General features: G+C 42.3%; 10 protein-coding genes, 1 tRNA gene and 1 pseudogene. 5 read left to right on the top strand and 7 right to left on the bottom strand.

The window, feature by feature from the left end:
• Positions 1–73 precede the first annotated feature (73 nt).
• The 3 genes from C7379_RS06035 to nspC all read right to left on the bottom strand — a co-directional run bounded on the left by C7379_RS06035 (position 74) and on the right by nspC (position 5,489).
• Positions 74–2,467, bottom strand: a complete 2,394-nt coding sequence (locus tag C7379_RS06035) for a bifunctional dihydroorotate dehydrogenase B NAD binding subunit/NADPH-dependent glutamate synthase (protein ID WP_116616469.1) — start codon at positions 2,465–2,467, stop codon at positions 74–76.
• Between the two features lie 375 nt (positions 2,468–2,842).
• Positions 2,843–4,135, bottom strand: a complete 1,293-nt coding sequence (serS, locus tag C7379_RS06025) for a serine--tRNA ligase (protein ID WP_116616467.1) — start codon at positions 4,133–4,135, stop codon at positions 2,843–2,845.
• 172 nt (positions 4,136–4,307) lie between these two features.
• Positions 4,308–5,489: a carboxynorspermidine decarboxylase gene (gene nspC / locus C7379_RS06020; protein ID WP_116616466.1), complete on the bottom strand. Its 1,182-nt coding sequence runs from the start codon at positions 5,487–5,489 to the stop codon at positions 4,308–4,310.
• 171 nt (positions 5,490–5,660) lie between these two features.
• Here nspC and C7379_RS06015 point away from each other — a divergent pair, with 171 nt between their 5' ends.
• Positions 5,661–6,599 carry a ribose-phosphate pyrophosphokinase gene (locus tag C7379_RS06015; RefSeq protein WP_116616465.1) on the top strand — a complete coding sequence of 313 codons (939 nt, stop codon included), beginning with the start codon at positions 5,661–5,663 and terminating at the stop codon, positions 6,597–6,599.
• 58 nt (positions 6,600–6,657) lie between these two features.
• Here C7379_RS06015 and C7379_RS13085 read toward each other — a convergent pair whose 3' ends face one another.
• The 4 genes from C7379_RS13085 to ettA form a co-directional block, all read right to left on the bottom strand.
• Positions 6,658–6,789: a hypothetical protein gene (locus C7379_RS13085; RefSeq protein ID WP_262500759.1), complete on the bottom strand. Its 132-nt coding sequence runs from the start codon at positions 6,787–6,789 to the stop codon at positions 6,658–6,660.
• A gap of 419 nt (positions 6,790–7,208) precedes the next feature.
• Positions 7,209–7,284: transfer RNA gene (locus C7379_RS06010), tRNA-Met, on the bottom strand.
• Between the two features lie 760 nt (positions 7,285–8,044).
• Positions 8,045–9,709 (bottom strand): AMP-binding protein, encoded by a 1,665-nt coding sequence (locus C7379_RS06000; protein ID WP_116616464.1) that lies wholly within the window; start codon positions 9,707–9,709, stop codon positions 8,045–8,047.
• Positions 9,710–10,044: 335 nt separating this feature from the next.
• Positions 10,045–11,742: an energy-dependent translational throttle protein EttA gene (gene ettA / locus C7379_RS05995; protein WP_116616463.1), complete on the bottom strand. Its 1,698-nt coding sequence runs from the start codon at positions 11,740–11,742 to the stop codon at positions 10,045–10,047.
• Between the two features lie 154 nt (positions 11,743–11,896).
• Between ettA and C7379_RS13200 the strand changes: the two are divergent.
• From C7379_RS13200 to C7379_RS05975, 4 genes and pseudogenes are all read left to right on the top strand, one after another.
• Positions 11,897–12,010, top strand: a pseudogene (locus tag C7379_RS13200) (transposase); the annotation flags it as partial.
• A 540-nt stretch (positions 12,011–12,550) separates the two neighbouring features.
• Complete coding sequence (locus C7379_RS05985; protein WP_116616462.1) at positions 12,551–13,186, top strand: WG repeat-containing protein; 636 nt, start codon at positions 12,551–12,553, stop codon at positions 13,184–13,186.
• 176 nt (positions 13,187–13,362) lie between these two features.
• Positions 13,363–15,036, top strand: a complete 1,674-nt coding sequence (locus tag C7379_RS05980; RefSeq protein ID WP_311438073.1) for an LTA synthase family protein — start codon at positions 13,363–13,365, stop codon at positions 15,034–15,036.
• Complete coding sequence (locus C7379_RS05975) at positions 15,036–15,740, top strand: phosphatase PAP2 family protein (protein ID WP_116616460.1); 705 nt, start codon at positions 15,036–15,038, stop codon at positions 15,738–15,740. Before C7379_RS05980 ends, C7379_RS05975 begins: the two co-directional genes overlap by 1 nt.
• Positions 15,741–15,899: the final 159 nt, after the last annotated feature.

The raw sequence follows: 15,899 nt of genomic DNA, 5'->3' as shown, positions 1-15,899 counted from the left end.
CTCGAAATTTAACGAACTATCATATATAATGACACGAGATGAGTTTGTTATACGTCAGTCCGGATTGACCATTTTAAGATAATAATTGTTCTGCCATACTTTTAGCGGCACGCCGTCCGTCTCCCATGGCAAGAATGACAGTGGCTCCACCACGTACAATATCTCCTCCAGCATAGATATTAGAGATGGATGATTGCATGCCATCGTTAACAACAATAGTATTTTTCCGCCCCAACTCAAGGCCTGATACTGACTTTGGTACCAGAGGATTAGGTGATACGCCAACAGACACAATCACTTGGTCACAATCCAAATGGACGGTTTTACCTGTCACCACAGGACGCCTTCTGCCAGAAGCATCTGGCTCACCCAGTTCCATTACATCAAGCACAGCACCACATACGCGTCCATTTTTGTCACCTATATACTCTTTAGGATTATGGAGAGTCAAGAAATTAATGCCCTCTTCTTTGGCATGTTTCACTTCTTCCAAACGAGCAGGCATTTCTTTTTCCGATCGCCTATATACCAATGTGACATTTGCGCCAAGTCGTTTCGCCGTGCGACACGAATCCATTGCCGTATTGCCACCACCAACAACAATAACGTTTTTGCCAAGAATGATAGGGGTGTCGGTATCCGGGTTGGCAGCATCCATAAGATTTACGCGTGTAAGGTATTCGTTGCTCGACATTACATTGATTAAGTTTTCGCCGGGAATACCCATAAAATTAGGCAACCCAGCACCAGACGCCACGAAGATACCCTTAAATCCTTTCTCCTCAAGTTCGTCTATACTGATAGTTTTTCCTATAATAGTATCTGTTTGGAAATGTACGCCTAATTTTTTTAATGTATCAATTTCAGCATCCACTATTCTATTGGGCAAACGAAATTCGGGTATTCCATATTTCAAAACGCCGCCTACCTCATGCAATGCCTCGAACACATAGACCTCAAATCCTCTTTTCACCATATCACCGGCAAAACTCAATCCAGCTGGGCCCGATCCAACTACAGCCACACGTATACCATTACTTGGTGCGGTCTTTGGAATGTCGCTTAGTCCACTTTCGCGTTCATAGTCTGCGGCAAATCGCTCCAAATACCCGATGGCTACCGCAGGCTCGTTCATTTTCAAATGGATGCACCTACTCTCGCATTGCTTTTCTTGTGGGCAAACCCTACCACATACGGCAGGTAAGGCGGATGTCATTTTCAGCACTTTTGCAGCCGCGGCAAAATGACCTCGCTCTATATTTTTTACAAAAGAAGGAATATCTATGCTCACCGGACATCCCTCTACGCATGTAGGCTTGGCACAGTCTAAACATCTTTTGGCTTCAGTCATGGCCATTTCAGGAGTTAAACCTTGGTTCACCTCCTCCAAACGCGTTGTCGCACGATACTCGGGGTTAAGCTCCGGCATATTTACTCGTTGAATACCCATACGCTCTTTTGCTTTCATCGCCGAGCGCAAATCTTTTCGCCATTGTGCATTTCTGTCCTTTAAATCTTCGTTTACACTCCCCTCTTCTGCTGGACCGGCCGGTGCAAGATATGATGTATTGTTGTCCGCCTGTCCACCATCTTCTTGACCTGGTTGCGCAATCATTGTTTCAGGAATTTCAGAAGAATGAAGCATAGACATTTCGTTGTAATGTGCCATCTCCTCTTGCTCCACATTCTTGAATGTCCCCATTCGATTCATCATCTCATCCCAATCCACCAAGTCGCCGTTAAATTCTGGGCCGTCTATACATACAAACTTAGTTTTGCCACCTATTGTGAGCCGACAGGCACCACACATGCCAGTACCGTCAACCATAATTGTATTCAAGGAAACATCGTTTGGAATGCCATATTTCTTTGCAGTGAGCGATGTAAACTTCATCATCATGGGTGGCCCAATAGCAATAACCTTATCCACATGCTCTCTATTGATCACTTGTTCCACGCCTACTGTCACTACGCCTTTTTGTCCCCACGAACCATCGTCAGTCATGATGATCACTTCGTCGCTATAGGCTTTCACGTCATCCACCATAATGACAAGATCTTTTGTCCGCCCAGCCAATACAGATATAACACGGTTGCCAGCTTGTTTCAATGCTGTGAGTATGGGCAGAATGGCAGCGATGCCAATGCCACCTCCTGCACAAATGACAGTGCCATACTTCTCGATTTTTGACGCAGAGCCTAAGGGCCCAACAATGTCAATGACACTATCTCCTACATTTAATTTGCAAAATTTGGTGGAAGAAAGTCCAACTTCTTGAATGACCATAGTCAAAGTGCCTTTTTCTACGTCGGCTTTTGCGATGGTGTATGGAACTCGTTCGCTTTTTTTATCTACTCTAACTATAACAAAGTTTCCAGGTCTGCAACTTTTAGCGATAAGTGGTGCTTCCACCTCAAAGCAATAAACTTTTTCTGAAAAATGCTTTTTCCGAATAATTTTATTCATAACTGTTTTCGTATTAGCGATTAAGGGTACATATATTTCCTATTTATAGAAATCATGGCTGATGGATGATACAAAACGAATAGTTCTGATTGTGTTTTTCATAAATCAAACTTTTCCCCAAAATCCACCCATAGGTGCATAGGCAATCCCACTGCTTACTGTAAAGTGTTTGTCTTATCTTTTTTCCCAAATCTAAACCAGCGGTTATGCTTTTTTTGAAGTTGAGGTCACCATTAAATATGCAGGCATAGCTCTGTCCAGCATAATGTTTAAGCGTTAGCGTGCCCACCCTATGTTGCGCCATGCCATTCTGTCTGTGAAACAGACGAGCACATATAACTATAACAATGTGTGTCCAAAATCTCATTATCTTTACTACTGAAAATTTTGGTCGTCGAGCATATCAAAGCCACAATAGGGAACAAGAACTTTAGGCACACGTATTCCTCCCTTGGTTTGATAGTTTTCTATTATGGAGGCCACAATGCGAGGCAATGCGAGCGCCGAGCCATTTAGCGTGTGACAAAGTTCTGTTTTCTTTGTATCCTCACGGCGATAGCGACAATGCAATCTATTAGCCTGATAACTTTCAAAATTGGATACCGAGGAAACCTCAAGCCATTTTTTTTGCGCCGCGCTCCACACTTCGAAGTCGTAACAAATGGCAGAGGTAAAGCTCATATCTCCACCGCAAAGACGTAAAATGTGGTAGGGTAATTCCAACTTTTGAAGCAACGATTCTACATGATCAAGCATTTCTTTAAGACTTTCATAAGAGTGCTTGGGTGTGTCTATTCGAACAATCTCCACCTTGTCAAATTGGTGCAAGCGATTGAGACCACGCACATCCTTGCCATAAGAGCCGGCCTCACGTCGGAAGCATGCGGAATAAGCGCATCTCTTTATGGGCAAATCTTTCTCTTCGAGTATCTCGTCTCGGAAAATATTGGTTACTGGAACTTCTGCGGTTGGTATTAAGTATAGGTTGTCAAGTTGAGCATAGTACATCTGGCCTTCCTTGTCAGGAAGTTGCCCTGTGCCATATCCCGAAGCCTCATTGACCAAATATGGGGGCTGAACTTCAAGATAACCGGCCTTGCGAGCCTCGTCTAAAAAGAAGGCTTCCAGTGCTCGTTGAAACCTTGCCATCTTGCCCACGTAAATGGGAAAACCCGCGCCGGTAACTTTCACGCCCATATCAAAGTCTACCAATTTATACGCTTTCAGCAAATCCCAGTGGCAAAGCGCGTCCTCACCCAAATCGGGAATATTACCACCTTCTTTTACCACCACATTGTCGTTGGCATCTCTGCCTTCAGGAACATCATCATTAGGAACGTTGGGTATCTGAAGCAAAAGATCTGTCATACTTTTTTGGGCCATGTCCATAGCCTCTTGCAACTCTTTTTCATGGCTTTTCATTATAGCCACTTGACCCTTTATTTCATCGGCTTCTTTCTTCTTGCCTTCTTTCATTAAGCCGCCTATCTTCTTGGCCAAGAGTTTTTGTTGTTGCTTGATGGTATCTACTTGTTGCTGCGATTCACGCCGTGTTTTATCATATTGCAAAACTTTGTCAATGGTTTCACAAGCACCCTCGAAGTGCTTTTTCTCCAAGCCTTTGATTACACGTTCAGTTTCTTCACTGATGAGTTTTAATGTCAGCATAATGTGCTATGTTTTAAAATTTTATCATATTATGGGCAAAAATACAAAAAAAACATGAGTATACAAATATATGCCGTTGTTTTAGTGTCAAACAATCAAATCATGCTTTACTTTTGTAATTATATCACTTGCTATGTACCCCCCTACACACTAAATATGAATAGCGATTCTTTTAATCCATCCTGAATTTATAATCTTCGTAGCTGTATTGACGCAGAAACTCCAATTCTCCATTTGGATGTGCCAAAGCTATCGATGGATGAGACACTCCGTTAAACATGTTTGTTTTCACAGTTGTGTAGTGTATCATATCCTCGAATATGACATTCTCACCCAATTGCAACTCATGATCAAAGTTCCAATACCCCATGAAGTCGCCAGCCAGGCATGAGCAGCCACCCAAACGGTAGACATGTCGCAATTCGGCATTCATCGCAAAGGCACCGTCTCGGCTCTCTATCGTCTGTGCATTTCTAACATCAGGCCAGTAAGGGCCCTCAAGGCAATCGGGCATGTGACACGTAAAACTTACGTTAAGAATGGCGTTCCTGATACCTTTGTCTTCTGTAATGTCCACGACTTGACTCACCAATGGGCCCGTTTCCCACAAGAAAGCACTACCGGGCTCTAAGATAATGTGAAGTGAGGGATGTCGTTTGTGAAAATCACGTAGTATTTTCACTAACAGCTCCACGTCATAATCAGCATGCGTCATCAAGTGTCCACCACCAAAATTTATCCATTTAAGCTGCGTGAACCACTTGGCAAATTTCTCTTCAAAGTGCGCCAGTGTACGTTGAAAGACATCCGCGCCATTCTCACAGTGGCAATGACAATGAAAGCCTTCAATATCATTGGGGAGCTGTTCGGGCAGTTTGTCCGCTCTAACACCAAAACGAGTACCCAGCGCGCATGGGTTGTAAAGCACGTTTTTAACCTCACTGTATTCAGGGTTTACCCGAATGCCAAGGCTTACAGTGGGGTTTATTTTCTTTATCCTTGCCGCATACTTGTCCATTTGGCTCAACGAGTTGAATGTCAAATGAGTGGACATTTTGGCTATATCGTCTATTTCGTAGTCAGTATATGCTGGCGAATAGGTGTGAACCAAATGGCCAAATTCCTCATAGCCCAGTCTCGCCTCATTTAAAGAGCTGGCTGTCACAGTATTAATATACTCCCTGAAGATAGGAAAAGTTTTCCATAATGCAAAAGCCTTGAAAGCCAATATAATTTCCACGTCTGCATCTTTGGCTATTCTGCTAATAAGCTCCAAATTTCTTCTGAGTTTACTTTCTTCCAACACATAAACCGGTTGATGTAACTGCTCAAAAGTGGTGAGGTTCACTCTCATAATTTTTCGTTTCGTGCAAAGTTAGCTTTTATTTTCAAATTATATTGCCCATTCAAACATTTTTTCATACATTTGCAAGCGAATTACATTGATATGGATATTCAAACGTTGACAAAGCCCACGTTTATTTAAGAAGCCAAAATCTACATTTTATATAAAACACTAATCAACATGAGTGAAAAGAACTCTTATTTAGTTTTTTCGGGTACACGTTCCAGATACCTTGCCGAGAAGATCTGTGCATGTTTGGGCTGCCCATTGGGCAATTTGGTGGTTACCAAGTTTTCTGATGGCGAATTTGCTGTCTCTTACGAGGAGTCTATCAGAGGCCGAGATGTTTTTTTGGTTCAAAGCACATTCCCCAACTCAGACAACCTCATGGAGCTTTTATTGATGATCGATGCGGCTAAGCGTGCTTCAGCCAATCATATCATCGCGGTCATTCCTTACTTTGGATGGGCTCGTCAAGATCGCAAGGATAAGCCTCGTGTAAGCATTGGTGCAAAATTGGTGGCAGATCTTTTGAGAGTGGCAGGCATTGACAGGCTCATCACTATGGATCTACACGCTGATCAAATTCAGGGCTTCTTTGATGTTCCAGTGGATCACTTGTATGCTTCTGGGGTTATTCTTCCCTATCTGCAAGGGCTTCATCTCAAAGATCTTGTAATAGCATCGCCCGATGTTGGCGGTTCTAAACGCGCTAACACTTATGCCAAATATCTTGGTTGTCCGCTTGTTTTGTGCAATAAAACACGCGCGCGCGCCAATGTTGTGGAGAGCATGCAGATTATTGGTGAGGTAAAAGGTAAAAATGTAGTTATTATCGACGATATGGTAGATACGGCCGGAACGATCACCAAGGCTGCTGATGTTATGTTAGAAGCAGGTGCAACCAGTGTGCGTGCGTGTGCTTCTCACTGTGTGATGAGTGGCCCTGCCAACGAGCGTATACAGAAATCCGCGTTGCAGGAAATGGTGTTTACCGATTCCATTCCATACACGCAACGTTGCTCCAAGGTAGTGCAGCTGAGCGTAGCCGACATGATAGCAGAGACTATACGTCGTGTGGTGAACAACGAGAGTATATCCTCACAATATTTAGTATAGCACTATTTTATAGCAAGCGTTCGTTTCGTCTTCTTGACGGCAGTAACGCTTGCAAGCTTCATATCTGAATAGACTTTGAACGTGGCGCCAAGTTCTTGTCATCCAAAGGGACGGTACTATCTCCCCACATGATACAGTTGATAAGGAATGGCGTCATCTCAATGTCTTTGAGCATCCCTGTTATCTTCACACACGAGTACTTCGTTTGAAAACGAATGCTTTCTCAACAAGGGATAATCATGTTTCTTGGGCACGTCTAAATTTAGGCTTCACAATGTTGTTTGAGGCTTTTGTCATGATTTAATAGAAGAAAAAGTCCCGGTAAACTCTGTCGCCATGGTCGTGAAAGGAAACCATAGACCCGAAAATATGGCCCATCATCATAGAAGTAGTGGCGGTTGTGGCACAAATCACAAATACAGAATCTGAATATTTGATTAGGCAGATTATTGAAAACAAACAAAAGGTTGGCAACTTTTAGGGCCTACGCTATGACTGCCTAAGACCTAAATTAATAACTTGAGATCTATCAAATATAGTCTGAAAACGTTTGCCTTGGAAATGTAAAAACGTCCGGAAGCCTTTGTTATTCAGCTATCCGGACGTTATTGGTTGCGGAGGCAAGACTCGAACATGCGACCTCCAGGTTATGAGCCTGGCGAGCTACCAACTGCTCCACTCCGCGATAATAAGAGAATTGAATGTTTGTTATCCTTTTCTCGTTTGCGATGCAAAGGTACAACATTTATATGATATATCCAAACGAATTTAAATTTTTTTCTAAATTAAGTCAATAGTGGCATCATTATTTTGAGAAATAAATGCGCAGCCTTTTGCCGTTTTTATCAAAATTCTTCTGAGTTTTTTAACACTTCCAATTTTTTATTCTGGAAGAGAAAATGGCATTATTCCAACGAGTAAAAGGTGGAGGCAACGCCATTTCAAGGGGTCTGCCTTGCGATAAAATAGTGATGGCGCCACGAACACTGTCCTTTTACAAGCTCTCAACAGCGTAACCGCATTGCGATTAGATAGTAATGGCACGGCCTTCTCTATCCAATCGCAACCACAATTTTCTCTCTGTTTTACACCGTACTGATTATCAGGTGTTTGGAAATCGCTTGTTTTTCGCTTATTTCCAGCAAAATTATCTTGTGCTCAAAAATATCGCAACCACAAGAGGGTGGTTGTAAAAGAAAATGCTTAGGCTGATACTATCATAGACAATACCTACAGCTATGATGCCATTAGCAACGCGCTTAGCGTGAAAGAACAAAGCACCGCTCCCACAGCACGGTAAGGCAGGCAGTCAGATGAGCCACAGCTACACCCACAACCCATTGTTCCGTTTGGCACAGCGCAACGGGAACCTACGCAACTGCCGACAAGCAAGACAGTATTCTAAATCCTCTTTCTCCAAAAAAAAAGTTTATTGCATACAAAAATTATCGCATATATAGATAGCGTTTAATAGATCTTTTAGGTGTTTTGGCAAACTCTTCGTCATGCAATTCTATTTCAGCTATACGACAATAGACAGGAAGCTGCTCGTTAATCTGTTTTCTATTCTCCTCCATAATATCCAAAATGTTTTCCCTGTTGTAGCCAAGCTTCTGTGCTTCCTCTAAATCTGGATAGACCAAACCAATGAGTTTATTGCCATCTTGAATTACAACGCTCTCACACACGAGGTTCATCGAGTTAAGCTTATCCTCTATCTCCTCCGGATAGATATTCTGACCACTCGACCCAAGCAACATGTTTTTGGAGCGACCTTTTATGAAGACGTTGCCTTCGGCATCCATAAGTCCGAGATCTCCTGTATGGAACCATCCGTCAGAATCTATGCTCGCTTTTGTGGCCTCCTCATTCTTATAATATCCGAGCATAACATTGAGCCCCCTTGCCATGATTTCTCCCGGTATATTTTGGGGATCAGGACTATCTATTTTCACTTGCATGTGAATAACTGCCTTGCCACACGAGCCCGGTACAAAATCTTTATAATCAGCATAGCAGATTATAGGTGCACACTCCGTAGAGCCATAGCCTACCGTATATCTGAAACCTATTTGTTGAAGAAAACTCTCAACTTCATGGTTGAAAGCAGCACCACCAACGATAACTTGGTAAAAATTGCCACCAAAAGCTTTGGATACTTCTTCATTTATACGTTCGAATATCTTTTTGTTTAATCCTGGTACCTTTAGCAACAAACGCATCTTAGGATCTTGTATTTTCGGGAACACTTTCTTGCGAATGATCTTTTCGATAACCAAAGGTACGGAGATGATGATCTTGGGTTTGACATCTGCAAAAGCCTGTGCAATGACAAGGGGGGATGGCACACGAGAGAGATAGAAGATGTGGCAACCCAACATAAATTCAAAGATAAACTCAAAGGCCAAACCATACATGTGGGCCATTGGCAGAATGCTAATCACGTTATCACCCGGCTTAATTACATTGCCAAGCTCGTGGTTCGCAAAGTCAAAATTACTCCACATCGCACGATATGGCAACATGACGCCCTTGGAAAATCCTGTGGTCCCGCTGGTATAATTGATAAGTGCCAACTCATCAGGGTTGGTATCGTGATAATATTTCACATGTTCCTGACGGAAATATTTGGGATATTTCTTGCCAAAAAGTTCGTTGAGATGTTCTCTTGCGTATGTGAGTTTATCCGTACGAGAAAGCACAAGCGAATAATCTGGTATGTATATGATACCTTCAAGATGTGGCATCTTGGTACCATCTATTTCCGTGGCCACGACGTCTCCCACAAAGAGTAATTTAGACTCAGAATGATTTACTATGTTATGTATCTGATCTGCTGTAAACTCATGAAGTATAGGTACCGCAACTGCGCCATATGTCAACACAGCTAAAAATGCCGCTGCCCATGCCGCACTATTCCTACCTGCAAGTGCTATTTTGTCTCCGCGTTTAACGCCGGAGTTCTCAAACATAATGTGTAACTTCTCTATTTTTCGCGCCACATCATGGTATTGAAGAGTGGCACCTTTATAATCGGTTAGGGCATCACGCTTCCAATTTTCTATGATGCTGCGTTCAATCAGAGCATTGAAACTTGGCACTTTATTCATTGCACAATCATCTTTATTTTGTGCAAAGATACGATGTTAAGTGCACATTGCCAAAAAAAATGTGCAGTAAATTACATATTTATTGCACATTTTTTTTAGCATATAATTCAAGACGTTGAATATCGAAAAATAGTATTTACACCATTAATCAATTCTCATCTGGCATTTAAAGTCTAATTAGCTAAAAGAAGGGGCCAGCGTGTATACGAATGTAAACATCTTCAGTTTGGGGCAAACCTTTTTGCCTTAATGAAAAATAACTCCTTCATTTTTTTTGAAAAGAATTTAAAACGCCATTGATTTAAAACATGGTTAGACTGGCCGAAACAGCTTCGTCAATCAGCCATGAGCTTGCAATAACGTCCTTTCTTTATTTCTTCGTTGCCCAAACGTCGAGCCTTGTTTATTTCATAATCAGAATAGCCTCCCTCAAAATAAACCACCTCGCCATCACCTTCGAATGCCAAAATATGTGTGCAGATACGGTCAAGGAACCATCGGTCGTGACTGATGACAACCGCACAGCCAGCAAACGACTCCAAACCTTCCTCGAGCGCACGCAGCGTATTCACGTCAATGTCATTTGTAGGCTCGTCAAGCAATAGCACGTTGCCCCCTTGTTTCAATGCCAATGCTAACTGTAACCGATTGCGCTCGCCACCCGAAAGCACGCCACAGAGCTTGTTTTGGTCAGTGCCAGAGAAATTGAAGCGAGACAGATAGGCTCGCGAATTGATGTCGCGCGCCCCCATTCTAATCAACTCGTTGCCCTGAGATATAACATCGTAGACCGACTTGTTGGGATCAATATCTTTGTGTTGTTGGTCCACATAGGCCAATTTCACAGTTTCACCTATTTCGAAAGTGCCATCGTCTGGTTTCTCAAGTCTCATAATCAACCTAAAAAGAGTGGTTTTGCCCGCTCCGTTAGGGCCAATCACGCCAACGATACCATTAGGCGGTAACGTAAAATTAAGGTCGCGGAACAGCACCTTATCTCCAAAAGCCTTCTTCACGTGTTGAGCCTCTATCACTTTATTGCCCAATCGAGGGCCGTTAGGTATAAATATTTCGAGTTTCTCCTCACGCCCTTTTTGCTCCTCATTGAGCATTTGATCGTACGACTTGAGACGTGCCTTGCCCTTGGCTTGGCGTGCTTTGGGTGCCATTCGCACCCATTCAAGTTCTCGCTCTAATGTTTTGCGCCGTTTTGAAGCTGTTTTCTCTTCTTGCTCCAAGCGTTTAGTTTTTTGTTCAAGCCATGTAGAGTAGTTGCCCTTCCAAGGAATGCCCTCACCCCGATCCAGCTCCAAAATCCACTCGCTCACGTCGTCAAGGAAATATCGGTCGTGGGTAACGGCGATGACCGTACCCTCGTATTGTTGCAGATGTTGCTCAAGCCAATCTATACTTTCAGCGTCGAGGTGGTTAGTAGGTTCGTCGAGCAACAGCACGTCAGGTTTTTGCAGCAATAGTCGGCAAAGTGCAACGCGTCGGCGCTCACCACCAGAGAGATGCGTGACAGGCTCGTCGGCCGCCGGGCAGCGCAGCGCAGCCATAGCACGCTCCAGTTTTGAATCCATGTTCCATGCGTCTGTAGCGTCTATTATATCTTGTACCTCGGCCTGCCGCTTCATCAGCGCCTCCATCTTGTCCGGGTCGCTGTAATATTGCTCCTCACCAAATTTTTGGTTTATTTCATCATATTCGGCAAGAGCATCATAAGCTTTTTGCATGCCCTCCATAATATTCTCCTTTACGGTTTTGGTTTCGTTGAGTGGTGGATCTTGCGGCAGATAACCTACACTGTAGCCGGGGCTCCACACCACTTCACCCATTGTGGGCTGTTCTATGCCCGCGATAATCTTCATCAACGTAGACTTACCAGACCCATTGAGACCTATGATGCCTATCTTAGCACCATAAAAGAACGAGAGATAAATATCTTTTAAAACTTGTTTTTGGTTTTGGGGAATAATCTTTGAAACCCCAACCATTGAGAAAATTACTTTTTTTTCGTCTGTTGCTGCCATTTTATTTTACATTTCTTTTATGCCACCATCCAAACAATAAAATAATACTTAACGTAAGTTCGGCGAATTATAAGTGTCTATTAATTTAGTGGTTAGCGATATTTATTATAACTTTTAGGTATTGAAATACAAATGATTAAAAACAAAAATCACTATGATCACCGAGGACAAAGTTACTGAAATATTTTGTATGGCTGACGATTTCCGGAAGTTTTTTGATGCAATGATTGAAAAATATATGATTAAACATACTGACATAAGAAAATATTGACGAAGTGCCACTATCTCAAATGGCACAAGTCATGCTAATCATACTTTTTCTATGTTGATACCCAAATAATGGGATAATTTATTAGGTCTTCCGAAATTAAAAGCAATGGCTTACTTTTAGAACCTAAGATAACAATGTCGTTCCTTGTCTAAAAATCTAACAAGCATGAAGGGTCTATAGTCTCAAAGGTAAAAGTGCCGTAGCCAATTCTTTATACCACGTAAATAAGGGCTTACGAACTTCTGTTTTATAAATTGGCTGTGCAAAAGTTCTCTCTTTGGAATCTTGTTCTGTAACTATCTGTTATATAGAAAGAAATACCTATCACACCAAATATCGGGCAGGCCAACTTTTAAGGTTCGCCATTTTATACCATAAAGAAAAGCATTATCGGAGACCTTCATACAGCATGAAAATATTTGGTTTCTACTTACATTTCACAATGTTTTCTTGGCATTGTGGAGTTATCTTTGTATATTTGCAGTATAACTAATTTTAAGGGAAATATATTTCTCTATCTTTTTTAGAGTGATAACTATGGAAGGAATATTTAGAGAAGAAATAGAAATACAACGAGTCGATAAGTTTTTTTGTGCAGAGATGGGGCGTCAAATACATCGCTATATCAAAGCAATGCATGGATCTCTTTCTATGTTGGAGAAGTTTGAGCATCGTATAAGCCAACTTGATATTCCAGCTCGCGAAGACGCCATGGCAAAATATATCGATCTCAATCGTAAAGTTGTTAACGATTTAGATTGGCGTATGCTCTTGGCAAGGGCTTTCGCAAATTTTTGCGATTCGTACCCATATTTTTGTGATATGTTACGCCACGAAGAAACAATGCGATTTTACGAGGATAGAATGAAAGGTAAATACCTACAATTTCATAAAGTCTTTGAGCAAAACGGCAAATATGGCATCAAAGACCATCAAGGCAAAATATTGATTTCTCCACAATACGATTTTCTACGCACGCCATATGTCTACGTAGACGATTTGCGAACTATACCCATTATTGCAGAAAAGGATGGCAAAATGGGACTGGTGCTCTCAGATTACAACGACACGATTGTCGCGCCATTTGAATATGATGACATTTCTTTGAGAGACGAAGAACCATGGTTTGAATTGCATCGAGATGGTAAAATAATATTTTGGCCCTTTGAATAAAAAAGATGTTGAAATCCTTTTCGATTTTAAGAAAAAAATTACTTTTCTTACTATGCTTTTTTTTGCTGTGGCTATTAGTGTTTATCTCGCAAAAAATTGTATTTCTACTTGTCTACGATAGAGGATTTTCGCATGTGTTGTCAGTGACATGGCATGGGTTGCCACTTGATATATCTATGGCAGCTTATCTCTCCACCATGCCCGCTTTATTGCTGCTGCTGAGTGGACTTCCACTGCGTATCTTCCATACGGAACGTGGCGCTCAACTTTTCTTACAATTCTACCGATGCTGGGTTACTATCTGCGCCATCATCGTATCGTTGGCTTTCACGGCAAACTGCGCGCTCTATAAATATTGGGGATTTCCATTAGACGCGACACCTATTTTTTTTATCACCTCCTCTCCCACAGACGCAATAGCCAGTGTGGAGTGGTGGCAAGCATTGTTAGGATTGTTTAGCACGCTATGCGTGTTTCTTTTGACATGCTGGCTGTTCAGATTTTTGCGAAAATCATTTGACCTTACGATTTTCAAGCATTTGGGCATGTGGACATCGATAATCATGTTGTTATTTGTAGCGTCGTTGTTCTTGCCCATTCGTGGAGGCATCTCTGTTTCATCCATGAACACGGGCAGAGTGTATTTTTCGGATAACCAAACGCTAAACCATGCCGCTGTCAACCCACTTTTCTCTCTGATGGAAAGTCTGGCGCATCAAAAAGATTTTGCCAACATGTATCGTTTCATGGACAATGACATGGCTCGCAAATTGGCATCAACGCTGACACGACCATCAAGCTCTGCGCCCAAAACCATGCTTACCACGAAACGACCTGACATTTATTTGGTCATTCTCGAGAGTTTCTCTGACACCATAATGAAGACAAAAGGTGTTACGCCAAACCTAAATAAGCTGAAAGAAGAAGGGTTGTATTTCTCTCGTTTCTATGCCAATAGCTTTCGAACAGATCGTGGATTAGTCTCCATTCTCTTAGGCTATCCATCGCCCTCCACGGTGAGCTTGATGAAGTTCCCCAATAAAACAGCGGCAATCCCTTCCTTGTCTGAGCATTTAAAGAAAGCTGGTTGGTCTTTGAAATACTATTATGGTGGAGACGCGGATTTTACCAACATGCGGTCTTTCTTGGTAAACCAAGGATTTAATGACATTGTGGAAGATGTAAATTTCCCAGTTTCTGACCGAATGAGCAAATGGGGAGTTCCTGACCACTTGCTTTTCAGGCGGGTGCAAGCAGACATGCGCGAAGAGCGATCTGCCAAACCAATATTCCACGTCATACAGACATCCAGTTCCCACGAGCCATTTGACGTACCCAGTCATCGTCTCAAAGACAAGGCTTTGAATGCTTTCCTGTACACAGATAGTTGTTTGGGCGCATTTGTCAAGCACCTTAAATCAACACGCAGATGGAACAACTCTTTGGTAATATTGGTACCCGACCACTTGGGGGCTTGGCCATACGACATAGATAATTTTGCCTCATGGCGATACCACATACCCATGATCTGGACAGGTGGCGCCATTTCGAGCCATACGACAGTAAACACCTACGCGTCCCAACAGGACATAGCCGCCACATTGCTGTCCCAACTTGGCTTGTCACATCGCGACTTGAGGTTCAGCAAGGATATATTCAACGAATTGACACCACATTTCGCTTACTTTATGATTAACGATGGCTTTGGGTTTATCAATGATGACAACGAGCTTATTTACGACCACCATCGTGACAAGGCCGTTGTTGACATTGGAAATAGAAAAGGCCAAAACCTATCCTTAGGCAAAGCCTATACACAGATACTTTTTGACGATATTGCATCAAGATAATGACAGTTCAAGCACTCTCCATATTTCAAGCGCTCATAGATTGGGATACATCCATCACATTACTAATCAATGGTATACACTCGCCTTACTGGGACAACTTCATGATGTTGTACTCTGGCAAATTTGTGTGGATACCCTTTTATTTGTCGCTTATGATTGCCATGTTTCGGAATTTTCATTGGAAACCTTGCGCAATTTGCTTGGCTGCGATGGTCTTGCTTCTATTCATGAACGACCAAATGAGCTCCTCCGTATTACGTCATGCTATAGGACGCATGCGCCCTGCCAACTTGGACAACCCCATATCATCCATGATACATATCGTCGGTGGATACAGAGGTGGCTACTATGGCTTTCCCTCCGCCCATGCGGCCAATTGCTGGGGATTAGTCTTTTTTCTCACATTTATTTTTCGAAATCGATTGCTCAATTTGACAATGATAGTTTGGGCCATTCTCATGTGCTACTCACGCATTTACCTTGGTGTACATTATTTGGGCGACACATTGGCTGGTATGTCTCTGGGATTTATCAATGCCACCATTATTTTCTTGCTTCTAAGAAAATATAATAAAGACATAACACAGACTTTCGTAAACCATCAACGTAAAAATCTTTTCATGCGGTTGCCATCAATCGTATATTTGTTTACGCTGACAATATTCGCATTAGTGTCTATATTTATTAATATTGCTTCTTTATAACAATCCTCATGGGGAACAATGATCTAATTGCAACCAGATCTCTCTAACTCCATGCGAATCAAATACATTGGAGCATAGAGGAGTTCCTATCTGACAGCAAACGATTGCTGGTGCTTTTGGACTGTTCCTCGCATGACTTTTCCAATCACACCTGATATT

The sequence above is a fragment of the Hallella colorans genome (assembly GCF_003096815.1).
Classification (GTDB): domain Bacteria; phylum Bacteroidota; class Bacteroidia; order Bacteroidales; family Bacteroidaceae; genus Prevotella; species Prevotella colorans.
This window is presented reverse-complemented; position numbering and strand designations above follow the sequence as displayed.

What these genes read in the sequence shown, in the direction of transcription:
- C7379_RS06015 (WP_116616465.1), top strand. Translation starts at nt 5,661, where the DNA reads ATGAGTGAAAAGAACTCTTATTTAGTTTTTTCGGGTACACGTTCCAGA.
- C7379_RS06000 (WP_116616464.1), bottom strand. Translation starts at nt 9,709, where the DNA reads ATGAATAAAGTGCCAAGTTTCAATGCTCTGATTGAACGCAGCATCATA.
- C7379_RS06035 (WP_116616469.1), bottom strand. Translation starts at nt 2,467, where the DNA reads ATGAATAAAATTATTCGGAAAAAGCATTTTTCAGAAAAAGTTTATTGC.
- nspC (WP_116616466.1), bottom strand. Translation starts at nt 5,489, where the DNA reads ATGAGAGTGAACCTCACCACTTTTGAGCAGTTACATCAACCGGTTTAT.
- serS (WP_116616467.1), bottom strand. Translation starts at nt 4,135, where the DNA reads ATGCTGACATTAAAACTCATCAGTGAAGAAACTGAACGTGTAATCAAA.
- C7379_RS05980 (WP_311438073.1), top strand. Translation starts at nt 13,363, where the DNA reads ATGGCAGCTTATCTCTCCACCATGCCCGCTTTATTGCTGCTGCTGAGT.
- C7379_RS05985 (WP_116616462.1), top strand. Translation starts at nt 12,551, where the DNA reads ATGGAAGGAATATTTAGAGAAGAAATAGAAATACAACGAGTCGATAAG.
- C7379_RS05975 (WP_116616460.1), top strand. Translation starts at nt 15,036, where the DNA reads ATGACAGTTCAAGCACTCTCCATATTTCAAGCGCTCATAGATTGGGAT.
- ettA (WP_116616463.1), bottom strand. Translation starts at nt 11,742, where the DNA reads ATGGCAGCAACAGACGAAAAAAAAGTAATTTTCTCAATGGTTGGGGTT.